The sequence below is a fragment of the Lelliottia sp. GFLA7 genome, from assembly GCF_056490165.1.
This window is the reverse complement of record NZ_JBWLAQ010000003.1, coordinates 272,568-298,755: the sequence shown is the minus strand read 5'-3', so window position 1 is coordinate 298,755 and position 26,188 is coordinate 272,568. Positions and strand designations below refer to the sequence as shown.

Below are 26,188 nucleotides of genomic sequence, written 5' to 3'. Positions count from 1 at the left end.
TGTGTGGTGAATCCCCCTAAGCGGCGGGGTCAAGCTGACATGAGGGAATCCTCAATGCATTTCGTTTTTATGGACGGATTGAGAAATCGGCGCTCAATTCACCGGGAGGCACCCGGCACCACACGCCCATTTTAATTATGCATTTTATCGACCCAACTGCTTAGTGGCAGAGAATATCTTATACCTTTGGAAAATAAAAATAGAGGATCTCTATGTTGCGCTCATTGTTATTATTTACAGTCCCTTTTATGAGTATTGCGGCACACGCAGTCACGTTTGATTATCGTCATGAAATGAATGACGGCGGCGGTAATAGTCATAAAGACAGGTTATTAATGTCTCACCGTTTTGCCAGTGGCTTTGGCTTATCCCTGGAAGGGAAATGGAAAGGTTCTCAGGATAAAGATAAAGCCTTTGATGAAACCGTCAGCAATGGCACCGAAGTGGTCGCAAGCTACGTATATAAAATTAATAATACCTTCCAGATTGAGCCGGGCTTCTCGCTGGATACCAGTTCGTCATCGAATAACTATCGCCCTTACCTGCGCGGTAAAGCCAATCTGACTGATGACGTCAGCGCCTCCCTGCGTTACCGTCCTTATTTCAAACGTAACTCCGGCAATATCGGCACGGCAAAAGATACCTCGGAAAATGGCTATAACTTAACGAGCGTACTGTCGTGGAAATTCCTGAAGGATTACCAGCTCGATTACGAACTTGACTATAAAAAAGCGAACTCGGCGGGCGTGGTATTAGCCGACAGCGAAAGTTACGACTGGACGCATGATTTTAAACTTACCTATAAGTTTGATAAAAACTGGTCCCCTTATATGGCGATTGGGAATGTGTCCGGCAGTAAAGTCACAGATGAACGACAAACGCGTTACCGCGTCGGTGTGAAATATTCTTTCTGATGAAAGCGTAATAATCTGATGTCAATAAATAAGGGTTTCTTGAAACCCTTATTTTATTATGGGGACAATAATGAAGATTTCAAAAATAGCGCTGACGGTGGGTTTTCTGAGCGTCTTCTCATTTTCTGCTCTCGCACAGGACAGTGAGCGTTTGAGCAGCGTGAAGCTGTTCGCGGACACGGTTCTCGATAAGGCTGGCGATCGATACGGACATAACACGCCTCTGCTGGCAGACGGCGTGGATCCGCGCACCGGCAAGCAGATGGAGTGGATTTTTCCGGACGGCAAAACAGCGGTGCTGTCCAACTTCTCCGCCCAGCAGAATCTGATGCGCGTCCTGGTCGGATTAACGCACCTGACCGGCGAGGCAAAATATAAACAGCGGGCCGAAGAGAATGTGCGTTATTACTTCGACCACTACCAAGATCCGACCGGCCTGCTGCTGTGGGGCGGGCACCGTTTTATCGACCTGAAAACCCTTCAACCGCAGGGCCCCAGCGAAAAGGAGAGGGTTCACGAGCTCAAGAACGCCTACCCTTATTACGATCTGATGTTTGCCGTGAACGACAAAGCCACCGCGCGATTTATCAAAGCCTTCTGGAACGCTCACGTTTACGACTGGAAAACACTGGAAACCAGCCGCCACGGAGAATATGGCAAAACGATGGGATCGCTGTGGCAAAGCGATTTTGAACAGCAGCCGCCGTTTTTTGCCACAAAAGGACTGAGCTTCCTCAACGCCGGGAACGACCTCATCTACTCCGCTTCGCTGCTCTACCAGTACGATCGTGACGCGGGCGCGCTGACCTGGTCGAAGCGCCTTGCCGAGCAGTACGTGCTGCCGCGCGATAAAAAAACGGGGCTGGGCGTTTACCAGTTTACGCAGCCGCTCAAGCGCGCCGAAACCCTCGATGACAGCGATACGCACTCTAAGTATGGCGATCGCGCCCAGCGTCAGTTCGGCCCGGAACTGGGCGCCGACGCACTTGAAGGCAACATGCTGCTGAAAGGCAGGACCAGCACGCTCTATTCCGAAAACGCGCTGATGCAGTTGGCGCTGGCAAAACAGCTGGGTAATGACGGTAACGATCTCAAAAAATGGACGCTGGATGGCCTGAAAGCCTTCGCCACCTACGCCTATGATGAGCCGACCAATAGCTTCCGTCCCATGTTGGCCAATGGAACCGATCTCTCCGACTACGTCTTAAAACGGGACGGCTACTACGGCAAAAAAGGCACAACGCTGAAAGCCTATCCTGCGGGTAATGAGTTCCTGCTTTCCTACGCCCGTGCGTGGACGCTGGAGCCGGATCATGCCATCTGGAAAGTCGCGCGCGGCATCGCCAAAGGCCAGAATCTTGGCGATATCGGCGAGCCTGGCGGTGAGAAGCTCAAGCTGAATATGCAGACGGATAACCACGAGCCCTACGCGATTTTTGCGCTGATCGATCTGTGGCAGGCGACGGGGCAAAAGGCGTATCTGACGCTGGCGGATCGCGTGGGGCAAAATATCCTTAGCACCCAGCGCGTGAACGGCTTCTTCGTTGACGATCCGCAGGCTGAGTTTGCCAACGTCGACCATATTGCGCCGTACGCACTGCTTGCGCTGGAAGCGGCCTTCAACAATAAACCTGACGCGGTGGCACCGTTCCTGAACGGCGCGGGATTCACCGAGGGCGCTTATCTGATGTCGGATGGGACGGTTCGCTACTCCACCCGTGACGACGAGCTGTTCAAGCTTAAGCCGGGCGAACTGCTCAAGCCTAACGGCAAGAAGTAAACTCACTCCCCCATCAGGTGATGGGGGATTTTTTACGCACGCAGTTCTGCCAGCAGCCGACAAATCTCCGCATATTCTTCGGTGGAGATAGAGGGCGACATGTCGATCCCTAAGAAATCGTGATGGGGAAACGGGCTCGTGACGTCAGAAAACGGTCATTGCGAACGCAAAAGCAGGATGTGAATTGTGTCGGGGTGATATCACAGAGGCAGTGAAAAGCTAATAAATCAATTGGGTGAGGAAGGTGCCGTTAGGTGCTTTTTTGTTTGTCGTGAGAAGCCTGTAGGTTGATTGGGTGGCGTTTTGCGAGCATCATCGCAATTATTTAGCTTCTTATGTAACGCGATGACTTCCAGCAAAAATCTCGAACAGGCAATTGCCGGCATCACCATCTGGCGTAAGGGCGAACAGCGTGCGCCGCATAAACCCTTATTGCTTCTTTATGTTCTCGCGAATTATCAACGCGGCCACGCTCGCCTGTTTAACTACGGGACAGAAGTGCGCGATCAGCTACATAGTCTTCTGGAGCGTTTTGGACCACAACGCGCCCAGTACCGACCTGATATGCCATTCTGGCGTCTTAAGGGTGATGGCTTCTGGGAACTTCAAAATGACGACCACTGTTCAACCGTAGGAAGCAAGCAGCCGCCAGCGGGAGAGCTAGTCGAATACAACGTTGCTGGCGGATTTGATGAAGAGCATTACGCGCTGCTGACGAAAAACAAAAACCTCATTGGCTCACTGGCCCAGCAAATTCTGGAAGCCCATTTTCCTGAAAGCATTCAGGAAGAGATCGCTGATGAAATGGGTTTTGATATTCAGCAGATCCGCAAAGTTCGCGATCCGTTGTTCCGTCAGCAGGTACTTCGTGCCTACAACTACGAATGCGCCATCTGCGGGTTCAACATGCGACATGATAATGCCTCCGTGGCGCTCGAAGCGGCACATATCAAATGGAAACAGCATGGCGGTCCGTGCGAGATCCCGAACGGGCTCGCGCTGTGCGCAATTCACCATAAGGCATTTGATACGGGTTCGATTGGGCTGGATGAAAATATGCAGGTGTTAGTGTCTGAGGCGGTAAATGGCGGAGGGATTGTTGAGAGGCTTTTCTGGGATTTTTCCGGGAAGCAGATTGCGCTGCCGATGGTGAAAGGAAATTACCCGAAAGAGGGGTTTGTGGATTGGCATCGGAGGGAGGTGTTTAGGGGGTGAGTGCGAAGGCCGGACTCGAATACACAAGTCAACTAACTGATTTCAATGTTATTTGCTTTTAACACTTATAGCTTATACCCGCACTTGTACCCGCAAACAAAAATCCGTACAAAAAGCGTACAAATTCAATGCATCGTTTCACAAATCATTCAGTGCCAATAATACTGAATTATCGTCACCGCGATACATCATCGCGTAGGTTTTTTAGAGCACCTGTTTAATTGGCTATTCCCTACTGACAAACATCTCTTGAAGCACGACGGCACCTTAATTTCCAGTGAAACGGGAATCTGCTCAGATTTTCCACTGTTATAAGCACTCGTTGCTCCTACCACATGATAATCCACTTTCAAGAGCCCCAATGCCTCAATCACTACGAGTAAAAACATAACGCTTTGAACGCTTCAGTCGTGACTGAATACGATCTCTCGTCGTCATGTTATCCCCCTCTCTTGCTCGAAGATGACGACCTTCAGCGATCCTCTCGGGTATGCCAAAGGTCAACAATATAAATAGTATCGCGCTGAATTTCATAGTGAACATCATAATCATCAAACAAGATTTTTCTCACTTCTCGTGGTTCATATCTTATCTGAGATACACCGATTCTTGGATGGTCGGCGAGACCTGAGGTTCCTATGATCAAACGTTCTAATACATTGTCAGCATGTTGCCGACTGTACTGACAGGCAAACCTATAAATACGCTCCAGGTCATCCTGGGCCTTTTGGGTCCACTGTATTTCCATGGATTATGATTTTTTCAGTTTATTAGCGAAGTCAACCACATCCGCATGGCTAACCACCCTTCCCGCATCGACATCAGCAAGCCCTTTCAAAATCTGCTGATGCCGCCGCTCTCTCTCTTCAATCATGGCGGTCAGCGCTTCTTTAATCACCCAGCTTTTGGATCTGTCCAGTTCAATAGCCAGGTTTTCAACCGCAGCTGCAAGCTCTGCAGGGATCTGAGCGCTGATCGTCTGTTTCGCGAGTTGTCTCATGACCGTCACCTTTTAATAAAAGTTAATAGCACTTATTAAAATAGCATATTTGTGTTCGCGTAACTACCTGCGGCGAAGACAACATCAGTCCCCTATCATCTCGAGGCCAGCATCCCTGGATAGTGTTTAGCGATGATGTCATTCATTCGCTCAATCAGCTCCAGACGCTTGAAGGCCAAGTGCGCTGTGCCTTTTTGATAGTAACGAATGCGGAAGAACTCATCTTCGTAAACGTCCTTAGCCGGATTATCCCGGATATGCTCCATCAACCGAGTGGAGATATCACCCCGGTTGTCAGGGATGGGTTTGCCATCCAGCAGAAATAGCATTCTCTCCAGGTCAGCCAGCTGATCCCGTCGCCAACCCCAGTTAAGGCTAAAGCCCCAACGATTGTGACTCACCAGATTGTTAATGATGATCTTCTTACCGAAGCTGCAGGGACTGTTGGTTTTGTAGTCCCACGACAGGCCTTTGAAGACGTTGATGATGCCACGTTCAAAGACATCCATTTTGTTGAAATGTAACTGTTCAAAGGTGCTGAGGATATTCGCCTCGCTGATTGCAGGAAGGTCGCCCTCCTCCAGGTTCTTATACCACTGGTCGCGAGCCTGTGCATCCATCAAGGCCATCATGCCGAACTTCAGCATCAGGTCTCGCCAGATGCTGCGATCTATATTGCGGGTGACGGCAGGCATCGCTTTGTCAGTCTTCTCAGTCAGCCAGCTATCGTAGTGGTGCCCGGCTTTCATCGCCCAGTCTTGTGCTGTGCCACCGCCAATTTCGGAGGTTAGCCGTGAAATAGCATCAAGTTGCTGAATCAGTTGTTCAATCTGTTTAAGTGCGGAATCGCGTCCAGTGACTACACGTTCGATACTGGTCGAAAGAATGAGCTCATTGTGTTCCGTCAACACGTCGGGTTCTGTTTGCATCGTCTATCGTCCATAAAAGCAAACACGCCTGCCGGGAGTGGCTGGCGCATTATGCGATGAATAAAAAAGGTGGGAAGTTCAGAGGTAAAAATCAGGAACGAAGCTCGAAGAATTTACGTATTCATCAGCCCGGTAGCATGCTTTGCCCTGAGAATATCGGTAGCGGTAAGGAACGGAGCCTGTTCCTGCGAACTAAACCCTTTGCGGTCGATGCGTACCAGTTCATAGCGTTCTACCAGAAAATTAACCGCATCGGCGAGCGTGATTCCCGCGTCGATATGCTCCTCAATGGCCGCGTCGTCATGGAATGGCGTGTCGTTAAGTGTCAGGCCGTAATGGTGTTCCAGCAGATACGTTAACAGTTGCTTCCACACCTGTACGGGCGATAGGCGTGACGAAACCGGCACCGTGGCCAGTACATATGAAATGTGCATGAGTTGGATCCTGAAAAAAGAAGAAGAGAGAAGGTGTTACGGAGTTGGATAAATAGAAATGTAAACGTAACCGCAGCTTCCACGGGTATCAGCTATACAGGTTAAACTAGCAAGTTGAATGGTCACCTGATGTTGCTGATGTGGATTTAGTTCGCCAGCACGCAGCATATTTTCCAGTTGTTCTACAAACAGCGGAAAAGCCAGATCTAATTTCTGCAGGTGTATCGGTCTAAAACTGCCCGTCAATCCAGCCCTGTCAGCCAGGTAATACAGTCGGTTGCCTTCCTGAATTAATCTTGCGCCGAATCGTGGAGTGATATCGCTTTGTAGCCCCTATTCTTGAGGTAATGTAAATGACCTGGAAACCTCCGTTTAAAGCAAACCCTGCTCAGCAAAAGAAACCACTTCATTCCCTACAACCAAGTGATCCAGTACTCGTACTTCTACCAGTGCTAACGCTTTCACTATCCGCTGAGTGATGTGTTTATCCTGCTGACTGATCTCTGTCATACCTGACGGATGGTTATGGGCCAGGATTACCGCAGCGGCATTGTACTTCAGAGCCAATTTAACCACTTCGCGTGGATGCACTTCGGTATGGCTGAGCGTGCCCGTAAACAGCGTTTCGCATCCCAGCAAGCAGTGCTGGTTGTCGAGATACATCACGATAAAAACTTCACGCTCCTGGTGAGCCATCTGTAATTGTAGCCAGGTCTTAGTGAAGCTGGTGGAAATAAATGGCTCACTCGGTTGACGCTGATATTTCTCCAGCAGTCGTAACGCCCGACGAATGATGCGTTGCTCGTTTGCAGGAAATACCGGGGATAAATTGAATACAGACATATTTGCTCCTTAAAACAAAAAGCCTCGCCGGTTTATTGGCAAGGCCCGGGAGAAGGGATAATAAAAAAGGTTCATGAAGCAAGCTGCAGCATATTCTCAGCCATCACCCACAGAGCACGGTTGAGCTTTACATCACCGTCGATACCTTTAACAGCGCGTGTATGAGCGCGTTTACCTTTGGTGGTTCGTCCAGACAGACCGCCTTTAATCAGGTTTTCCTGAATGCGCTGATAAGTGGTCCACAGGTCGTTACTTTCATCCTGCCAGCGGCGTGGGGAAAGGATTTGCGATTCCGTCACCGGCTGATGCTCTTCACCAAAGCGATAGGTTAATGCCGCTTTTGCCATCGCCTGCTGAGCAGGTGGCGGTAACATCAGCGACTGCATGGCATCGCGTTTCTCTTCTACGCGGTCAAAAATCCCCAGCACTTCGTATGCCCCTTCAATGACTTTCTCCACCACGTTGCCTTTATGTGGCACACGTACCTCACCAAAACTCTCACCGCAAATTAGTCCATTCTGGCAAACCGATCTGAATAACCCCGGCAACATCTGGTATGAGCTGGATCCGTCGTGGCTATTAAGCAGTATGATTTCTGGCACCTGTTTGCCAGTGATCTGGCCTTCGCGACGCAGACGTAGCATGTGCTTCGTATGTTCGCGTTTGCTCTGGTCTCGGACTCTAGTCTGGCACGCAAAGAATGGCTGAAAGCCTTCACGTTGCAGGTTATCTAACAAGGTAATGGTCGGAATGTATGTGTACCGATCGCTGCGGGATTCGTGCTTTTCTTCGCTGAATACACTCGGCACATAATGCGCCAGTTCATCGCGGGTTAGCGGGCGGTCGCGTCGAACGAGATTGGCCGCACCGAAGCGGCTGGCTAAACGTGTCATTATTAGTTCCTTATTGAGATATGAAAAAAGACCATGCCTCAGAGTGAGGCATGGTCTTTTCTGAAAGTGAACGGTGAAAAAAGATTGTGTTAAAATCGGGTGAGATCACACGGATAGTACAGAGATAAAAACGACTGTAATTTAAATATTACCAGCCAGCATTCTGCTTCCTGATAGCCCGGTTGAGCGTGTCCAAATCTTGTATAGTTTTTTCTTTTACTATGTAGGTGGTTCCATTCGGGTCAATAGTGACTGATTTCGGAAAATGATCCTTTATGATTTTAACCGTTGATGGGTGACTAAAAAATCGATATCTGAGACCTGTGCTGCTAATAAAGTCTCCCTCTGATGGGGTAGCCAGTTCATCTGGTGATTGCGGCTCATACAAAACCCCGACAAAAAAACCGCCCCCACGCATGCCTTCCAGACCATTAATATACAACTGGTGTGAATGTTTTTTTCTGTTCCATCCTTTTTTGGCCATGTCATGAAAGGGTCTATACTTAATATTACTCAGATCGAAAAAAAGCGCTTCATCGCCGTTTGATCTGTTAGTGTGCACAGGGATCACTTTACATGAATAATCAATTTTTACTTCGAGGCCATCAGCGGTGTACTGTCTATATTTTACTGTTACCTTCCCGATAAAAAATAGAAATAACGCTGGTTTGAATTCACGACTATCAGTGACATAAAGTTTTGTCTGCAGGTATGCAATTACTCTTCTGAGTATATCCTTCTTGTTTATTGCTTCCGCAGGTTTTGGCACATCACTAAACATGATGTAAGGAAGCGTTTCGATAAAACTATCTCTTTGAAATAAACGATGAAACGCATCGGTTGTTCCCCTGACTATTCCATTAATAGTCAGGTTATTGATTTCAAAACCCGCATTAAAAACCCTTTCCGGCACCAGATTTTTATTCGCCACCAGTTTACCTGAAGGTAAAAGTGCATCGTTTTCCCTCCTGTACTTTAAGGCATCCAAAATCATGTCCTGAATAACAGCTGAACAACTACTACTCGTCCTCTTCGCCAGACTCACTATCATCTGATGAAGCTCAGGATAGGAAAGATTAACCGTTATCCTTTTTTTACTTACCATCACACATTCCTTATAAGGTGCAGCACTTTTTAGATTTTAGCAGTGCTGCACCTTTTTAAAAACCGTTTTAAATCAAGAGAGTGTTCTATGCAAAAACAACCGCTTTCGGCAATACCCGGCATGGTGGCATGAGTGACAGTAAAATGTTCATCCGCAAACCAGAGCAAGAAATAGCCCCATAGTCAGCGTGCCGGGATAACTTAAGAGTGGTTTTAGACCGAATGAAGGGGAGTGATAACAGCCAGAAAACCTGATACAGCGGGGGTATACGAGGTGACAGGTGGCGACTTCAGTGATTCTTTACTGCCGGATACTAATTATATGTTTATTGTTGTTCTCTACAGTATGAACAGAATCTTACAGATATAGGGTATACAGAGATTCACTGGGAAGTGGGTATAACGGGAGTAAAGCTACCAGCAGAGGCTAAGGCCAGTAGTGAAGTGAGACAGTATTTTCTTTGATCGTCCTGTACCTGCATTAAAAGTTACTGAGGCTCTCATGGGTATATCACCCACAACATGAGAGCCTGAAAATGAAACTGAAAGAATGTAACAGCGAGAAGAATGCTTACCATATGCAGCGTCTGGAAGCGCTGACAGCTTTCGTGATGAATGAGCATGCCCGTATTCTAGCCTTCGGGCTGGATTTAAGCCTGCCGCAGCATAACCAACATAAGGGATATGAATCTGCGGTGATAACCCGTTTTATTGCCTCTCTTAAGGCACAAATAGCCGCTTATCTTAAGAGACGCAGCAGAGAAGGTAAACGCATATACCCTTGCCCGGTGTATTACGCGTGGGCCAGAGAGTTCGGTGAGATGAATAGCAACAAGCATTATCACCTGGTGCTCCTGGTTAACCGCGAGGTGTTCAGTTGCATGATGCTTAAACTGGGGTTTAAGGGGACCGGAAGAGGGTTATTGCTAACGATGGCAGCTAAGGCGTGGTGTCACGCGCTGAAACTGAAGGGTAAAGCGAAGGAGAGCGTAAGTTATCATCTGGCAGGCATATTTGAGCTGAACCGCAGAGAGGGAACCAACAGCCTTGATTATGAGAATTACCTGAATCGGATCTGCTATCTCGCCAAAAAACGTTCCAAAGAAAATGAGGACGGCGAGCGTAACTTTGGCTGCAGTCAGTTTAAGACCAAAGCAAAAAGTTATTTATTACCGGAGAAGTGATTGTAATGACGGAGCACGCAACATTAACTTAAATCAACAGGTTATCGCTGTGGCTCCTGTCTTTTACCCACTCAAAGACAGAAGGAAAATCGTCATGAACAATCTACTGACTCCCGAGACCGACCTGATGAACGATAGGCTGGTGGACATGGTATTCATCACCACATTCACGGGCTTAACCGATAAGTGGTTCTACAAGCTGATTAAGGACGGTCTGTTCCCCAGACCTATCAAGTTTGGTCGCAGTTCCCGTTGGCGCGAAAGCGATGTCAGGCGCTGGCTGATGAAGCGCATAGAAGAATCCCGCCAGTAACGCCCCTGAGCCCTTCTCTGCACGCCTTCCCCGTAAACATTAACCCAGCACAAGTACGATGCCAGCAAACGCCTGGCAGAGCTGTTGCTGAGCATTATCCGGTGAGGAACGCTGTTGTGATGAAATGAATGTCTTCTCAGCAGGGTTAAACATAATTAACTGGGGGGAAGTGTCGGATTATTTACTGGCACACTCTCCCCCAGACTAAGTACAGGTAAATTTAATTATTAAAGGTCCAGCTACCGGAATTGGTCACAATATTGGCTTCGATAATACGGTCACATTTCATATATTTGAACGTGGCCACATCACCGAATCGATATTTGGCTGGCAGAGTTCTGTTACCAACGCTCTCCATTTTACAGTTCCCCCGGTTAACCCGAATGGATTTCAGCACCACGTTGTCATCAGTAATAGTGAGCTGAATAACGCCATATTTATTATTCCAGCCTTCATTGCTGATGGCGCTGCCAAACTGCACTTTAAACGGTGGAGTCGTGGATTGCTGTACCTGCTGTTGCTGAGAGGATGCAGGTTTATTAGCCTGCTGGCTACCCACGCCATTAATACCGTTCTGAAGGAGGCTCCTGGAAACGTTAATCGTACCGGGTTTGCAGGATACGGTGCTGGTTTCCTGCCCGAGTGAATTCATGGCCGTGTAATAAGCATCGCCTGTACCATCATATTCCGAATAATTGACAGCAACAGCGCCTTCGATATCGGCACTTTCTCCGCGCAGCGTGAAAGAAGCGGTTCCCGCCTCTGATTTAGCGATGACAGTTTGCTTCGCCTCACCGGAAGGAATGTCCAGTTTAATAACTGAACCTCCCTCTTCGGAATCACCACCGGGCTTTTCAAAACTGATATAAACAGTATGACTGGCATGACTGAGCGTCATTTGCTCGCCGTTTTCAAGCATGCATTGCAAGTCGTAGCCTCCGCCTGCATAAGCCGACTGGGCAGCAAATAACGATATAAACAATGCAGGAATAATCAGTGGTTTCATTAAATACTTCCTTATCCAAAAAAATGGTCCCAGGCGTTACCCACCCACGCAAGAACCTTATCTTTCCCCTTACGGGCAAGTTCTTTTACGGGACCAGGTAACGGGACAGAATTAATCACGTCGTCAAGTAGTTCGGAGATCACGCTGGCGAAGCCGCCTTTCGCTTCCGTCTTTACGTCATCGGTTTTGAATTCGTCCTTTAGCTGTGAAGTTGCGCCGCTTTTAGCCCGATCAGGTAAAGCACGGATCATCGTTTCTACCAGACGAAGAATGTTGTAGCCCTCATCGGCGGAGATAGGGATTACCGGATATCGCGTAAAGCCAAAACGTTCAGTAATGTAAGATTCTTTCTTTTCGATGTTGATGCGCTGTGCTGGGGACGGCTGATGCAGGTATGTATCCCACTCACGAAAGGGCTCGATTTTATCCACCTGGTTGAGGACGAACAAAACGCGCTCTCCCCCACCTGCAGGGAGCAGGACATTATTGTAGAAATGCTCATCGGCAGAAAAAGCTCGATCATCGCCTTTTATCACCCAAAGGATGAGATCCAGTGAGGGAAGCAAAGTACGGTAAAGATCTTCGTACTCTTTATCCCGTAAAGCATTCTCACCGACGCCGGGGATATCAATGATCTTCAGCGAACGTTTACCAAATCGTATGCGCAGTTCCTGGGCCTCACGCGTACAGGCTTCAACGTCACTGACCTCACACACTTCGCCCTGGAATAGCGCATTACACACACTTGATTTACCTGCGCCGGTCTTTCCCATAACACCAATAACAGGTTCATAGTCGATAGCTTCACTGATTTTGTTCACCAGGTTTTCCCGCAGCGACTGAGGGAAAACATCGAGAATATCCCTGATGTCAGGGATAAGCGACGGGCTGTCGGTTTTTATCCCATTGCTATCATTAAACATATTGCCCCATATTCCTGAAATCCCCCCTTCTCTTCTGGTGATGCCATTGGCATCAGTAATCATCCGGCCTTCGCCCTTTACCGGGTCATCCATAAAGGTCTCCTTGCTTATGTTGAAATGAAAGTTGCCAGCTACTCTCTGAAGGTCTGAATAACGTCACTGATGAAACGAAAGTGTGGAAGAGCCGAAATAAACTCCTCACTGGCGGTGAGTGCATCAAGTTCAGGCTTTCTGCGAAAAGAGGTGTCAAGAACAGTCACAGCGTTAACGTCTTCCATCCGAAACACCTGTAGCTTTCTCGCTCGAGTAGCCACAAGAAACCAGTTTCTGGACTGGAAGATTAGGCGACGAGGAGCCACTGCGTCGTAGCTCTTACCATTGATTAATAGCGTGACGACCCGATAGTCACGGATAGCTTCGGCCAGCTCCAGAAAGCAGGTAGTCTGGGTGATTGGCGATGGCAGCCCTCCATGCCCGATAAGACATGGAGAGCCGCCAGAACTGCTGGTAATCAGCCGGATTAGTCTGCGGTTCTGGGCCGGAATGATCCCCGAAATGCCAGAGTTAAGAATAAACGCAAAGGTATTAGGTAAGTGCTCTCGACCCGTTCGCCGCATAAGTCGATAGCAGCCACTGGAATGTTCAAGATCCAAATGGATTAAACGCTGCTGAAAATCCCGCTGTAGAGTACGCTCTGAAACACCAAACTCATTTGCCAGCGCTTTCAACTCCAAGGATTGACCAGCCAATAATCGGCTGATAATGACCGATAACCTGACGGACAGGCGGTCATAATGATCATGTTGTGTTTTCATGGTGAGAACAGTCCTGAACTCCCAAAATAACCAGATATTGATATGGGAGATTATGGCGTACTGGTTCGACACGTTATGTCGTACCAAAAGAAGGTGGATTGAAAAAATGGCGGGGGTAAAAGAAGCCATCTAATGCATTGAAATATATGATAATTAATTACCCCCAAGGAGGATGAGCTTCAAAAAAACGACACAACCTGTCGCATTCCGCATTGTCAGAAAGAGAATATCTGCTGCTCACGAAAATGATTTAGTGCTTAAAAAAGCTATAAACCAATATGAGTCCGTGCATTGATTACGTTACTGTAGGTGGGATATGGTGAGGTTTCTTTTGATTGGCTAAACGCATGAGAAAGTGCAGTGATTTTAGGCAGGAATAAAAAAGTTCAAGACCGAAGTAATCTGACAGCTACCCGTATGAATAACCGATAATTGTCAGATCTGGTCTGAGCTAAGACAATCAATTAATACTCCCACGCCTCAAACGCCAGTGGCATCTTATTGAGCAAATTTCGCCGCTCGCGCCAGTTAGGGATCAAGCGGTCCATATGTAGACGGAAACGCTCGTTGTGATGACGCTCCAGTAGATGAACCAGTTCATGCACCAGAATATACTCCAGACACTCAGGTGGTTTCTTAACCAGTTCCAGATTGAGCCAGACTCGCTTTGTGGTGGTATTACAGGTGCCCCAAAAGGTTTTCATCTTTTTTATGCCCCAGAACGTCGGGGAAACGCCGGTTCTGTCCTGCCATTCGGGCAGTAATTTAGCGACCTGCCGTTTCAGCTCATGCCGATAAAAATCGTTTAATACCAGCAGCTTATTTTCATTGCTGGTTCCCGGCTGAACATAAAGCTGGAGTTTATTATTTCCCGCAATTTTCACCTCATGACGTCCCTGACGCTCGATCACAAACAAGCGATATTTACGACCCCAAAGATAGTGGCATTCTCCGCTGACCATCTCCCGCTCGGACTGGCGTGGCTGTCTGGCGAAATCCTGCTGTTGTTTTCGGATCCAGCGAAAGCGGGAAGCGACCGCCATTTGTATCGCCGTTTCTGTCATGTGTTCCGGGGCTGAAACGCGGACTTTGCCGTCAGGCGGCAGGACGCTGATATGCAAGTTCTTAATCGCTTTACGATTGATCTGTAAGCGCAGCGTACCTATCTGCATGATCGGCATCAGTGGTATTCCTTTTGCTTGCGGGCAAGCTCAAGAACGTCATCAATATTGACGTTATAACTGGCGGTTTCTTCGCGCAGTGCACGGGCAAGCTCTCGTTCCTTAAAACGATCGCCAATCCACTCCGCTTTTTTGGTATAGCGGATTGTCGTATCAATACGGGTTGCCAGCACCTCATCATGACCGAAGTTATCATAAAACGCGCGCTTTGCCTGCGTATCCATTGTTTCAGGATAGGATGCTCCGTTGGTTTGTTCTGGGCGTATGACCTGCTTGCTCAAATCCCGGATACGCTCCAGATACTGCTGATAATCAAGCGCATTCTGGCGGCGAAGGGTAATCAGTTCATCCAGCAAAAGCGACATGCGCCCGTAGTATTTTGGGTTCACCGGGTTTTCATCCACGATGGTTTTACGCACGTTGTTTTCGATGGTTTCCGCCATCGCATCCTGATTGTTGCGGATCTCGTCCGGCAGAGCAGCGGTTGCTGCTGCTCCTTTTTCAACAATCAGCTCAATCAGGCTTAACTCTTCGAAATCCATAAGCACTTCGCTACCGTCGGCGCGAACGTACATATCTAGCAGGTGGCGCATGGCGGGCTCAAAGCGTTTCATGTCCAGCAGATCGCCGCTGGTCAGTTTAATGTCGTAGCGCAGTCTCTCGAATTTAGCCACTTCGGCGCGAATGCTTTCCACTTCCTCATCGGTATAGCCCGCTTCCTGCATTTCATTCGCCAGGCTGGCGTAAGCGCGCAGCAGGCGGGCGACATTCTGATAGAACGAAAGGCGCAGCGCCTCTTTTTCGCCTAATATCGTCTGGTTTTCCCCCGACTGACCACAGAAATAGTGCTGATAATCCTGCAATTCGCGCGGAGCCTTGACAGGTTCACATAGGCTGCGAACTACCTCTAGCGCGCTGTCGAGATCCAGCTTTGCCTGCTCCAGACGATTTTTTAACAGTCCATCAACATCATCGCGATCGTAATCGTCAAACGCGCCCGTGGTGTAATCGGTTATAGCTTTATCCAGAGAGCGGAACAGATCTTTATAATCGATAATATAGCCGTATTCTTTATCTTCCCCATCCAGCCGGTTTACCCGACAAATCGCCTGAAACAGCGTATGGTCTGTCATGGTTTTATCAATATAAAGATAGGTCGCAGACGGTGCATCAAAGCCGGTTAGCAGCTTATCCACCACGATAAGCAGACGCATTTGCCCCGGTTCATTTATAAAGCGTTGCTTAACGTCTCGCTCGAATTCGGCGATACGACCAGCAATCTTCTCTTCGCTTTGTTCAAAATAGTCAGCCAGCATTTTGCGATAGGTCGAGAATTTGTAAAGTTTCTCGGTCAGGCCCGCGCCGGTTTCTTCACCTTTGATACTGGCAGCATCGGGACGGAAGCTGGTTACAATAGCCACTTTTCCAGCCAGATCTGTCTGGCTAAACATCTCGTAAACCTTACAAGCCTGATACACACTACTGCATACCAGCATGGCGTTGCCGCGCCCGTCCATCAGCCGCGGGCGGGTATCCATATCCAACAGAATATCATTAACGATCTGCTCCAGCCGTGACTTGCTGGAAAGCAGTTTCTGCATTGAGCCCCACTTCTGTTTAAGCTGGGTTTTGGCTAAGTTCGACAGGCCACGCGTTTTGGCTTCAAACCAGTCATCGACCTTTTTCTCAGACGTCAGATACTGGTCAATATCGCGGGCCTCATAGCGCAGATCCAGCACCACCCCATCGGCCACAGCCTCATCAAACTTGTAGGTGTGGATATAAGGGCCGAACACCTCCACTGATTTCTTTTTATCTTTCTTCATCAGTGGCGTACCGGTAAAACCGATGAACAAAGCTTCCGGAAGAATGGCGGTCATCGCGTTATGCAACTTGCCGGACTGCGTGCGGTGGCACTCATCCACGAAGACAAACAAATCGCCTTTGGCCCGGAACGTTTTCGTCAGAGATTGTTGCAACTCGGTGATGAAGTCGTCAGTTGCGGCAGCGTCTTCCGCCTCGCTACGACGACCAAACTTATGCACCAGAGAGCAGATGAGCCACGGGTTCGGATGGTTAAGCGTCGCAATAAGGTCGTTGCCACTAGAGGTGCGATAAATCTCTTCATCCACACCCATAAACACGCTTTCGATCTGTTCATCCAGCTCGGTGCGGTCGGTCACAATCAGCACGCGTGAATTCGGCACATTTTCGCGGATCCACTTCGCCAGCCAGACCATCGTCAGGCTTTTACCCGATCCCTGCGTGTGCCAGATAATCCCGCCTTCACGACGAACAATATGCTGTTTAGCCGCCTCGACGCCGAAGAACTGATTATGGCGACAGAGTTTTTTCACTCCAACGTCAAAGGCTATGTAGTTATGGACGATATCTAGCAGCCTTGACTTGTTGCAAAGACGGCTTAAATGAAAGTCGAGTTTATGCGTATATGCATCGGTATGCTCTTCTTTCCATTCCAGATAATATTTTTCCGGCGTTTCGATGGTGCCGTAACGCAGCCCCTGCGTATCGTTACCCGCCATCACCAGTTGCATGGTGGTAAAGAAATTGCGGATAAAGGTTTTCTTCTGATTATCGAGATTCTGTCGGATGCCTTCGCTGACGTGAACTGACGAGCGTTTAAGTTCAATCACGCCCAGCGCGATGCCGTTAACATACAGTACCAGATCCGGGCGCTTGCTGTATTCGCCTTTGACCGTCACCTCGTCGGCGATGGCGAAATCATTGGCTTCAGGATGTGCCCAGTCAATCAGCCACACGGTCTGATTCTGCTCGCCCGCGCCTTCCTTTTCCTTCACGCCGTAACGCAGCAGGCGATAGACCTCTTTATTGGCGTAATACAGTTTTTTGCCTTCGCCCAGCGAGGCGGCGGAATCCAGTTGCCGAAGCACGCGGGTAATCAGCGTATCGCTGACCCCGCGCCGCTTCAACCATGCGCTCAGTATGTCCGTGTCGATATTGCTGTCCCCGGCATATCCTGCGCTGCGGCCCAGATAGCGGTATCCTAAATCCTTAACAAAAAACTGGATCAAACGCTGCTGTGTGGCGCGTTCGCGCTGGCCGATAGTGCTCAAAGGGTGCTCTCCCTAAATGTTCAGCAATGGAACTCCATCACGCGGTTTATGGCGAATTGCAGGTTCTTATCATCAAATAGCTTCGTCTTACGGCTGGCCCAGCGTTCACCCGCAGGCCACTGGTGCAGCCCCTCTTTCACGGAATCCAGCGTGGGCTGGCACTCTCCCCGGGCCAGCAGCCAGTCAACGGTCGCCAGCAGTTCCAGACCAAACGGCGATTCAAAGCCGTCAATCAACTGACTGACCTGCTCAAGCGCCGGTAGCCACTCTTTGGCCTCGTTATTCAGCCAGAGGTTGACGTGTTCTTTTTCCCGATCGTTAAACCAGATCACGTCCAGCGGCTGGCTGTCCGGGATGCGTTTCTCGGCTTTCAGGTAAGTACCGTCCAGCGCGTTAAGCAGATGGTTCAGATTGGGGGCATAGGGGCCGTAATAGTGCGCCTCAAAACGCAGTTTTAGCACATCTTCCTGCTGGTGCTGTTCAATGGCGCGTTGTAACAGCCATGCCAGCTTCTGGATTTCCAGCAGGCTGCACTCCATCCCCAATACCCAGTAGCGGCGCACCAGTTCAGCAATCATCGCTCTGGCGGGCGTGAGCTTTTTTACGCCGGTGCTCTTGGCGACGTTCTGGTATTTTTCGGTGGGCTCATAAATCAGGATTTCCGTGTCCTGAAGGTCGCCCAGCGCAGATTCAATCCGCGCCCGGACGTCCGGCCAGTTCAGTCCGCCGTTGCCCGCGCCCAGCGGGGGAATGGCGATGGACTGCACTTTCTCTTCGATCAAAAAGCGGCGCAGGTCCTGCAAGCCATTTTCAATCCACTCCATGCGGGAGTCGGCGCGCCAGTGCTGCTTGGTAGGGAAGTTGACGATCCAGCGCGGCCCCATCAGCTCGCCGGTTTCGGTAATAAACATCTTGCCGGTCATGACCTGCTTTTGTTTGCAGGCGAGGGCATAGGCTTTCATGTTGTCGGGGAAGCGCTCTTTGAACATCAGCGCTATGCCTTTACCCATGACACCTACGGTATTAACCGTATTCACTAGTGCTTCTACGGGCGCATCCAGTAAATTGCCTTGTGTAAATGTAATCATGAGAAGTACCACCCAGCCCGCGCGTGAACGGGCATTGACAGATTGCGTTGAGACAACCACTGCTCTAATTGTAACCTGACGCCATCGTTGTAACAAATCATCCCGGCCAGCAGTGATATTGGGCAGTGCTTCCAGATTAACGCCTCAGCCTGATAGCGTTCAAACTTGCCAAGATCGTCCTGATCGCGACGGAAATCCCGTGCTTGTAAGATTGGCCAGTCGATCCGGTGCAGATTGTTTAGATCGGTATAGTAATTCGCCAGATTATAGTAGGCATGGCTGTCGGTAAACACGAAGGGGGCGTTCTGCGCCGCCACGTGTCGCAGGCTACTGACCAGAATGACGATTTCCTCATTGTGGCGCGGCTTAATGCCGCCACGCCCGCTGCGAATATTCATCAGCATCGGCGAGAAAGGAGTAAAGTAAAACGGCACATAGTCATGCAGCGTCCCTCCTGTTCCGGTAGGCACCAGATGTCCGGCACGTTTGTCGATAAGCTCCGGGTTGCCGATATTAATCCAGTTTTCCGCCTGCACCGGACTGTTGCCACAGTGCAGACCGTTGTCCAGTATCCACGGGATATTGTCCCGATGGACAATGCGCCAGATCAGGGCTTTTTCCGGGTTGAGGCTAGTGCTGTAGTCATAGGCCACGGTCAGGCTCCGGGGAACATATGTGGGCTGTTATTGACGTACATATTTAGCCCAAAAGTTCTTTTTAGATTGTTAACGGTTTCTTCTGTTTCTGCATCAGGAACAAAAATACTATTAAAATCGCTTGCAGAAACTGTTGTTGGTGAGAGACATTCCGCCATACAGATACACTTACAATTGTCATCTCTATAATCACGGCGGTTCATTGTTTCCCAGTCAATGGCAGCCATACCCGCTTCATAATTAAGCAACGTAATTGCCGCACCAGATAATGGATGTCTGGGAATGACTGGCCAGCTATTCGTCTGTGCATGACTTCGACGAACGGTAATAAGAACGAACGTCTTATCTGGATTATTACGGTGGACCCTGCCATCAAAGGGGTTTCGGGCAAAAAAATGGAAAGGAACATATTCTTCTAAACGCAAGGCACAGCGTGAGGCTATGATCTCAGGATCGGCCACATCTGAAAAACCACGCAAGAGGCTTCGAGATTTTAGCCCTCCAGAGAAAATGTCTTCCAGATTGTTAAGATCCGTTAAGTGATAAAGAAACTGCTGTGTGCGAATATCTGGCATAGGTCTAGTTCCTTTCTATAAGTCGAATTTTTCCTGTTAACAGTTCCTGCATCATCCCTTGTTTAAGCTGGCGGGTTTTGTCCAGACGTTGTTGCAGGATCTGAATTTCATTATCCATATCAGAGAGGATGGCAGCGATGGCGATTTGTTCTTCTTTTGGTGGAAGTACAATATGTACTTTTCTGATGATAGTAAGATTCAACCCACCACGTCCCCCATCGCCAGTAGATAAACTTCTCAGTTCCTCATAACGATTGTCGAGGTTGTAGAACAAAAATTCTGTGGAATGATGTTCGCTGGGAAAAATCGCGGCAATAGACTGATTAGTACATAATTCAATGCGATTAATTGCTACAGTCCCGCGAGTCTTTCCTTGTCCTGCCAATCCGACTAAAACTGATTTTTTAGGTACATACTTTGTACTGGAGTTAGCAAGCCCTTCATCTGTTATATAGTCAGCTACTGTATAGACTTGTTTTAAGTGCAATTCACCTGAACTCATCCAAGGGTGAGTGCCCCCCCAATACGCTGAAATTTTAGTACTTGGAGTCCCGCCAGCACAGCAGTTAGTAAATTGACCAATGTTTGTGAGTACCCAGTCCTCAGGAATATCCCCAAACTCACTCTTTTTATATCCCTTAACAGCCCCATCGTCGCGTAACGCAAACTGCTGCAAACGGGTTTTACCCGTAAGTAGTTGCTGCATGGTGGCTGTTTTGATGGCCTGTTTTTTAGCGATAAGCTTTTCGGAGGCTATAATAAAGTCATCAATATCTAATAATGTATCAGCTATAGCGCTTTGTTCTTGCTTGTTTTTTGGGCATGGAATTAAAAATGCTTTTATAGCAACTAGTGGTACGCGACGGTGTCCTGCACTTCCCACCATTTCTGATTCCAGCGAGGCCCTAAACTTTTTATCAGTTGTCCAAAAATAGATGAAGCGAGAATCGGAGTCCTCATTTTCTCTTAATACATGAAATTCTGTACTGCCAAAACCTGCGTCAGTAGGTAACTCAGCGGTATGGCATCCCTTTCCATTTTCAAAACATGGGGTTATTTTAGCTAATAAAACATCCCCTTTTTCAAAGTAAGTGAAACCTCTTTTAACTTCTTTAAAAGGAAGCTGAATACTATTTTTTAATTGTGCATCCTCACTAACGTCCTGCATCCCAATAAATGAAACCAGCTCATGATCGCTGAAGTTTTTTTTCTTTGTGCTCGTTTTAAACAAGTTGCCAAATGGTACGCACTCCCAATCCTCAGGGATAACCCCCACCTCGGTCAACTTAAACCCAGCGGGTACGCCTTTCCCCGCCGTCCCCGTCTGCAGCTCATTCACCATTAAATCCACCATCACACCACACCAGCCCCATCGCCCGTAAATGCCCGGCCACCTTGTCACTCAACGCTTCAGCAGACGCTTCAAGCGCGGGTAACGGTTCGGCATAACGCTCTTCCAGCTCCTTCACGCGTTCCGCCAGTTGCTGGGTAATGCGCTCAATCTCCGCCTTGATCCTGGTCTGTAACGTTGCCAGCCATTTATCCTGCACCACCAGCACTTTGATCGCCGCTTCATCCAGCATGGGATAATGTTTAAACACCGCGCGATCCAGCGTTTCCTGTGCGGCTTTCAGCACTTTTTTCGCATTTGCCTCTGCTTTAATCAGCGCCAGGCAGCGGGTTAGCGCCGCCAGCTCATCCGTGTCGGCGGTGGTTTTCTTCAATTTTGTCAGACGGGCATTGACCAGCTCTTTCGTCACCTTATCTTTGTCGTTCTTCGCCTCGGCCAGCAGATCGTCTTCCCCGGCCTGCTCTTCGACAAACTCGGCTAACTGACGGCTGGCTTCTTCACTACGTTCCTGTGCGCGGTTCAGCGCATCCAGCAGTTCCGGGAAACAGTGAATTTCCACCAGTGAACGGGGCAGCACATCGGCCTTGTAGCGCCGCTTGTCAAACTCAAAATCATGCGCTTCTTTCCAGACATTTTTTCCTTTCTTGTCTTTCACTGGCTGGAGTTCACGAATTTGCGCGGCGGCTTGCCAGCCGTCCTGCATAATCACGTAGACATCGTCCTGCATCGTGTCGGCCCAGTAGTCCATCAGGATCTGGTACACGCTGTATTTATTCAGCAGCTCGCTGTTAGCATATTGCACCAGCAGCATCTCGCCGATATCGTGGATCAGTTCCTTCGGTTTATCGCCTTTGCCAATATCTGCCAGCGCCGCCTCTTTCACCCACGCCTTAAATGGCAGCAGGCTGCGGGTGGCAAAATCCTTAAATTCCTGATGCGCCAGAATGGTTGGCTTAACCTGCTGCGCTTCAACCTGCGCCCGACAGTAGCCGGGGCGATCGTCGACAAACAGCACGTCGCGCAGGGCAGGGAATACCCGCCAGTAGTCCTCCAAAGCATCCACATCGCGAGCCGGAATACCACCCTGTAAGTGCGCGGTCAGATCGTGCAGATCCTCCGGCTCACAACTGTCGATATAGCGGGGGATATTCAGATTGTAATTATTTTGTTCACTGGCAATTTCACTTAACGGTACCATCCGACTATAGCCGGGCACCGTGCGCTGGTAGTTAAACACATCCACGATGCGGTGAATATCCCGGCTGCGCAGGCGGTTTTTGTTGCCGTCCTTGATAAAGCCCCGGCTGGCGTCGATCATAAAAATGCCTTTACGGCTGTGGGCATGCTCTTTGTCAATCACGATAATGCACGCTGGGATGCCGGTGCCGTAAAACAGATTGGCCGGTAAGCCGATAATGCCTTTGATATAGCCCTGTTTAATAAGGTTTTCGCGGATATTCGCCTCGGCGTTGCCGCGGAATAACACGCCGTGCGGTAGGATCACCGCTCCTTTGCCAGTGCTTTTCAGGCTTTTGATAATGTGCAGCAGGAAGGCGTAATCGCCATTCTTCTCCGGTGGGATGCCCCAGACGAAACGTTCAAACGGATCTTTTTTCGGATCCAGTCCGCTGGTCCAGTTTTTATTGGAAAATGGCGGGTTCGCTACGGCGAAATCGAAGGTTTTTAGCCTGCCGTTGGCCTCTTTCCACTGCGGATCGCTCAGCGTATTGCCCTGCCAGATAGTGGTTGCGGCAGTAGCATTGTTGTGCAGGATCATATTCATCCGTGCTAGCGCGCAGGTGGCGTTGTCCATTTCCTGCCCATAGATCGACAGCCCGCGTCGAGCTTCATCGCTAACTTTGAGCAGCAGCGAACCGGAACCGCAGGTGGGGTCGTACACCGTGGCGTCCTGCGGCGTTTCGGGGGTAATGCCGATCACCTTCGCCAGAATACGCGACACCTCCGCAGGCGTGTAAAACTGGCCCTTGCTTTTACCGGATTCGGTGGCGAAATGACGCATTAGATACTCATAGGCATCACCCAGCAGATCGTCTCCTTCGGCCCGATTGCCCGACAGATCCAGCCCCTCGAAGATGCCGACCAGTTTTGTCAGGCGGTCAACCATCTCCTTGCCTTTACCTAGCTTGTCTTCATCGTTGAAATCTGCGTCGATGACGCCTTTCAAACCGTTCTCTTCAGCCAGCGCTTGGATGATTTTATTAATTTTATCGCCGATTTCTTTATCGTTCTTCAGCGCGACCATATCGTCAAAGCTGGCCCCTTTTGGGATAAGGATAATGCCATCGGGGTCGCCTTTATATTTATCGGACACGTACTTCATAAACAACAGGGTCAGCACATAGTCTTTGTACTGGCTAGCGTCCATCCCACCACGTAGTTCGTCGCAGCTTGCCCACAAAGAGGAATAGAGTTCGGTTTTTTTGATAGCCATGAAATATCTCGTTTCGCGCGATGAGGTGCCGTAAGCGGGTTACAGCAGATCGGTGTTTAGACCGGCGGCTTTCAGCCGACGGGTTAAGTTACGCATTTTGCTGAATTCAGTACCGAGGCTCTGGCCCAGACCTGTGCCTTCGCAAAAGGCTTTTGCTGTAATGTGTTCCAACTCGTCGGCATACTTGATCATTTGCAGATGCAACTCGACGGTGTACTGGTTACGTGGTGCTCCGGATAGCGCTTGCTGGATACGATGGTATATTTCGTTTTCATTCATAAAGGCTAGTATCCATGGACATGCTAGATAATTTAGCTAAATTAGCTAAAATTGACGTTGGGTTCAATGAGTAAGACGTTCAGCGGCTCTGAGTGCACGGTTTCCGAACAAAGAAAATATCTTTGCGCAAATCAACCATCTAGATTTTCTCATTAGTGTCTACGAAATTAGATTTCTGGGTCAGTTTCCTAGAGATATCGCTTATTTGTGACTATTATACATTTACATTTTTTATGCTTGGCCCAGCTATCATGGCTGGATAGCTGGGTCAGGCATCGCAAGACGTGACTGTGGCCTTAAAGCCGATTAAATCAACTCGATCCTACTATTGCTATCAGCTTTCTTGCACAGTTATTTATTGTGGCTTAATGGGTTATTGATTTTTGCATAATCAAAAGGAGAAAAGATTTTTTCTCGATTTGCATCCAGATAATCAGCCCACCACTGCAGCATCAACCTACGCTCTCCCAGATGTTCCGCCTTATGAATGTAAGCCGCACGCACAGAGCTACGCTCCTGATGGCTCATCTGCCGCTCCACCGCATCCCTCGACCACAATCCCGACTCAATCAAAGAACTACACGCCATCGTCCTGAAACCATGTCCACAAACTTCCGTTTTCGTGTCATAGCCCATCACTCGCAGAGCCTTATTCACCGTGTTCTCACTCATTGGCTTACGTGGATCGTGATCGCCCACAAAAATCAGCTCACGATTTCCACTCATGCTTTTGATCTTTTCCAAAATGGCGAGAGCTTGACGCGATAAAGGAACAAGATGTGGAGTCTTCATCTTGGATCCACGCTGAGAGTGTTTAACGCCTTCTAGCGGTTCACGCTCACCCGGAATCGTCCACATGGCCGTTTCAAAGTCTACTTCTGACCAACGGGCAAAACGCAGCTCGCTTGAACGGATAAAAACCAACAACGTGAGTTCAACCGCCAGTCGAGTTAACGGCCTGCCAGAATAGTGATCGATGCGGTGAAGCAATTCAGGAATGCGATTAAGTTCCAGGGCAGCACGATGCTGTCTTTTCGCCGTAGCAACCGCACCGGCAATTTCTTGTGCAGGATTATAGTCGATTAAACCGCTCTGCACAGCAAAGCGCATAATCGCGGTAGTACGCTGCTGTAAACGGGCGGCAACTTCGAGCCGCCCGGATGACTCGACGGCTTTGATGGGTACAAGCAGATCCCGTGTCTTCAATTCAGCAATATTCCGATTACCGATGGCAGCAAAGAGATTATCTTCAAGGCTTTTCAAAACACGGGCACTGTGCGATGTAGACCACTTCTGATTGCTGGCGTGCCACTCTCTGGCGACCACTTCAAACGTTATTGCCTCTTGCTCCTGCTCTACCTTAACGGCTTTCTTGTTCTCATTGGGATCGACGCCATTCGCTAATAGCTTACGGGCTTCATCCCGGCGTGCCCGGGCATCCGCCAACGACACTTCAGGGTATTTCCCCAGCGCCAGCATCTTCTCTTTACCACCGAAGCGATAACGTAGCCGCCAGTATTTGGAACCGTTAGGGTGAACCAGCAAAACCATGCCTTCACCGTCAGTTAGTTTATAGGCTTTTGCTTCAGGCTTAGCCGAACGAACCTTCACATCACTCAGAGCCATGATGAGTATCCTTTAAAGGGTTCTGTGTGGGTACAAACATTATCGAACCGGGATATACCCGCAGTTGTACCCGCATCAGTAAGTTGATGTAGATTGAATCAGGTTGACTTAGGTTGAGTGAAAAAGCGAGGAAAGCCTTGCGGATACTGGATTTCAGGCACAAAAAAAGACGTCCGTTGACGTCTATTGATGTTCCGATGGTGCGAAGGCCGGACTCAAAGCATGACTTAAGCATATATTAATAAAGGATTTAATACTCTAATCAACCAGTTATGCCCCCTTTTGTGCCCCCTCATTTTTTTCTGCAGTTTTTGCAATGTATCTTTATTTTGATAGGTTCGAGACACGATGAAAATTTAATCCCTCCCCTGGTTAGGTTCCGTGTAACGGATCCTAACCGGAACGCATTAGCTGCCAAATTAACTTTTTCTTGTGATAACCATGCACACTGTTCACACATCAACTTTAGAATTTAACATCATGATGTTAGAGGTGAATCATTGAGTGAAGAGTGAACAGTTAACTCTACATT

The 26,188-nt window shown here is 48.9% G+C and carries 24 protein-coding genes and 1 pseudogene; 5 read left to right on the top strand and 20 right to left on the bottom strand.

Annotated features, from left to right (window positions below; all coding sequences use genetic code 11):
* Positions 1-212: 212 nt before the first annotated feature.
* The 3 genes from AC07RN_RS11710 (at position 213) to AC07RN_RS11700 (ending at position 3,909) form a co-directional block, all read left to right on the top strand.
* Positions 213-914: an oligogalacturonate-specific porin KdgM family protein gene (locus tag AC07RN_RS11710; protein WP_012015895.1), complete on the top strand. Its 702-nt coding sequence runs from the start codon at positions 213-215 to the stop codon at positions 912-914.
* Positions 915-984: 70 nt separating this feature from the next.
* Positions 985-2,694, top strand: coding sequence for a pectate lyase (locus AC07RN_RS11705; protein ID WP_478336426.1), 1,710 nt, complete (start codon positions 985-987; stop codon positions 2,692-2,694).
* A 345-nt stretch (positions 2,695-3,039) separates the two neighbouring features.
* Complete coding sequence (locus tag AC07RN_RS11700) at positions 3,040-3,909, top strand: phosphorothioated DNA-binding restriction endonuclease (RefSeq protein WP_478336425.1); 870 nt, start codon at positions 3,040-3,042, stop codon at positions 3,907-3,909.
* Positions 3,910-4,381: 472 nt separating this feature from the next.
* Here the strand turns inward: AC07RN_RS11700 and AC07RN_RS11695 are convergent, their stop codons facing one another.
* The 8 genes and pseudogenes from AC07RN_RS11695 to AC07RN_RS11660 all read right to left on the bottom strand — a co-directional run bounded on the left by AC07RN_RS11695 (position 4,382) and on the right by AC07RN_RS11660 (position 9,113).
* Positions 4,382-4,657, bottom strand: a complete 276-nt coding sequence (locus AC07RN_RS11695) for a type II toxin-antitoxin system RelE/ParE family toxin (RefSeq protein WP_261161789.1) — start codon at positions 4,655-4,657, stop codon at positions 4,382-4,384.
* Between the two features lie 3 nt (positions 4,658-4,660).
* Positions 4,661-4,909, bottom strand: a complete 249-nt coding sequence (locus AC07RN_RS11690) for a CopG family ribbon-helix-helix protein (protein ID WP_004155191.1) — start codon at positions 4,907-4,909, stop codon at positions 4,661-4,663.
* 95 nt (positions 4,910-5,004) lie between these two features.
* Positions 5,005-5,838, bottom strand: coding sequence for a DUF4942 domain-containing protein (locus AC07RN_RS11685; RefSeq protein WP_478336424.1), 834 nt, complete (start codon positions 5,836-5,838; stop codon positions 5,005-5,007).
* A 113-nt stretch (positions 5,839-5,951) separates the two neighbouring features.
* On the bottom strand, positions 5,952-6,272 hold the full coding sequence (locus tag AC07RN_RS11680) for a TA system toxin CbtA family protein (protein WP_478336423.1): 321 nt from the start codon (positions 6,270-6,272) through the stop codon (positions 5,952-5,954).
* A gap of 36 nt (positions 6,273-6,308) precedes the next feature.
* Positions 6,309-6,629 (bottom strand): annotated as a pseudogene (locus tag AC07RN_RS11675) (type IV toxin-antitoxin system YeeU family antitoxin); the annotation flags it as partial.
* A 15-nt stretch (positions 6,630-6,644) separates the two neighbouring features.
* A complete protein-coding gene (radC, locus tag AC07RN_RS11670) occupies positions 6,645-7,115 on the bottom strand; it encodes a RadC family protein (protein WP_478336422.1) in 471 nt (156 codons plus the stop codon).
* A gap of 71 nt (positions 7,116-7,186) precedes the next feature.
* The gene (locus AC07RN_RS11665) at positions 7,187-8,008 is read right to left on the bottom strand and encodes a DUF932 domain-containing protein (RefSeq protein ID WP_478336421.1); all 822 of its coding nucleotides are present in this window, start codon (positions 8,006-8,008) and stop codon (positions 7,187-7,189) included.
* 148 nt (positions 8,009-8,156) lie between these two features.
* Positions 8,157-9,113 (bottom strand): hypothetical protein, encoded by a 957-nt coding sequence (locus tag AC07RN_RS11660; protein WP_478336420.1) that lies wholly within the window; start codon positions 9,111-9,113, stop codon positions 8,157-8,159.
* A 535-nt stretch (positions 9,114-9,648) separates the two neighbouring features.
* Between AC07RN_RS11660 and AC07RN_RS11655 the strand changes: the two genes are divergently transcribed.
* Positions 9,649-10,296, top strand: coding sequence for an inovirus Gp2 family protein (locus tag AC07RN_RS11655; protein WP_130998327.1), 648 nt, complete (start codon positions 9,649-9,651; stop codon positions 10,294-10,296).
* Between the two features lie 94 nt (positions 10,297-10,390).
* A complete protein-coding gene (locus AC07RN_RS11650) occupies positions 10,391-10,609 on the top strand; it encodes a helix-turn-helix transcriptional regulator (protein ID WP_130998326.1) in 219 nt (72 codons plus the stop codon).
* Positions 10,610-10,829: 220 nt separating this feature from the next.
* Here the strand turns inward: AC07RN_RS11650 and AC07RN_RS11645 are convergent, their stop codons facing one another.
* From AC07RN_RS11645 to AC07RN_RS11590, 12 genes are all read right to left on the bottom strand, one after another.
* On the bottom strand, positions 10,830-11,615 hold the full coding sequence (locus AC07RN_RS11645) for a hypothetical protein (protein WP_478336419.1): 786 nt from the start codon (positions 11,613-11,615) through the stop codon (positions 10,830-10,832).
* An 11-nt stretch (positions 11,616-11,626) separates the two neighbouring features.
* Positions 11,627-12,631 (bottom strand): GTPase family protein, encoded by a 1,005-nt coding sequence (locus AC07RN_RS11640; RefSeq protein WP_478336418.1) that lies wholly within the window; start codon positions 12,629-12,631, stop codon positions 11,627-11,629.
* A gap of 38 nt (positions 12,632-12,669) precedes the next feature.
* Positions 12,670-13,353 (bottom strand): WYL domain-containing transcriptional factor, encoded by a 684-nt coding sequence (locus tag AC07RN_RS11635; RefSeq protein WP_478336417.1) that lies wholly within the window; start codon positions 13,351-13,353, stop codon positions 12,670-12,672.
* 464 nt (positions 13,354-13,817) lie between these two features.
* Complete coding sequence (locus AC07RN_RS11630; RefSeq protein WP_478336416.1) at positions 13,818-14,534, bottom strand: M48 family metallopeptidase; 717 nt, start codon at positions 14,532-14,534, stop codon at positions 13,818-13,820.
* On the bottom strand, positions 14,534-17,629 hold the full coding sequence (locus AC07RN_RS11625) for a type I restriction endonuclease subunit R (RefSeq protein WP_478336415.1): 3,096 nt from the start codon (positions 17,627-17,629) through the stop codon (positions 14,534-14,536). The genes AC07RN_RS11630 and AC07RN_RS11625 overlap by 1 nt, the downstream gene beginning before the upstream one ends.
* 20 nt (positions 17,630-17,649) lie before the next feature.
* Positions 17,650-18,717, bottom strand: a complete 1,068-nt coding sequence (gene darG / locus AC07RN_RS11620) for a type II toxin-antitoxin system antitoxin DNA ADP-ribosyl glycohydrolase DarG (protein ID WP_478336414.1) — start codon at positions 18,715-18,717, stop codon at positions 17,650-17,652.
* Positions 18,714-19,370, bottom strand: coding sequence for a type II toxin-antitoxin system toxin DNA ADP-ribosyl transferase DarT (darT, locus tag AC07RN_RS11615; protein WP_478336413.1), 657 nt, complete (start codon positions 19,368-19,370; stop codon positions 18,714-18,716). The genes darG and darT overlap by 4 nt, the downstream gene beginning before the upstream one ends.
* A 2-nt stretch (positions 19,371-19,372) precedes the next feature.
* Positions 19,373-19,948: a DarT ssDNA thymidine ADP-ribosyltransferase family protein gene (locus tag AC07RN_RS11610; RefSeq protein WP_314522915.1), complete on the bottom strand. Its 576-nt coding sequence runs from the start codon at positions 19,946-19,948 to the stop codon at positions 19,373-19,375.
* A gap of 4 nt (positions 19,949-19,952) precedes the next feature.
* Positions 19,953-21,302, bottom strand: coding sequence for a restriction endonuclease subunit S (locus AC07RN_RS11605; RefSeq protein ID WP_478336412.1), 1,350 nt, complete (start codon positions 21,300-21,302; stop codon positions 19,953-19,955).
* A complete protein-coding gene (locus AC07RN_RS11600; RefSeq protein WP_478336411.1) occupies positions 21,280-23,751 on the bottom strand; it encodes a type I restriction-modification system subunit M in 2,472 nt (823 codons plus the stop codon). The genes AC07RN_RS11605 and AC07RN_RS11600 overlap by 23 nt, the downstream gene beginning before the upstream one ends.
* Before the next feature lie 39 nt (positions 23,752-23,790).
* Positions 23,791-24,030: an HTH-like domain-containing protein gene (locus AC07RN_RS11595; protein ID WP_478336410.1), complete on the bottom strand. Its 240-nt coding sequence runs from the start codon at positions 24,028-24,030 to the stop codon at positions 23,791-23,793.
* A 351-nt stretch (positions 24,031-24,381) separates the two neighbouring features.
* The gene (locus tag AC07RN_RS11590; protein WP_478336409.1) at positions 24,382-25,656 is read right to left on the bottom strand and encodes a tyrosine-type recombinase/integrase; all 1,275 of its coding nucleotides are present in this window, start codon (positions 25,654-25,656) and stop codon (positions 24,382-24,384) included.
* Between the last annotated feature and the right edge of the window lie 532 nt (positions 25,657-26,188).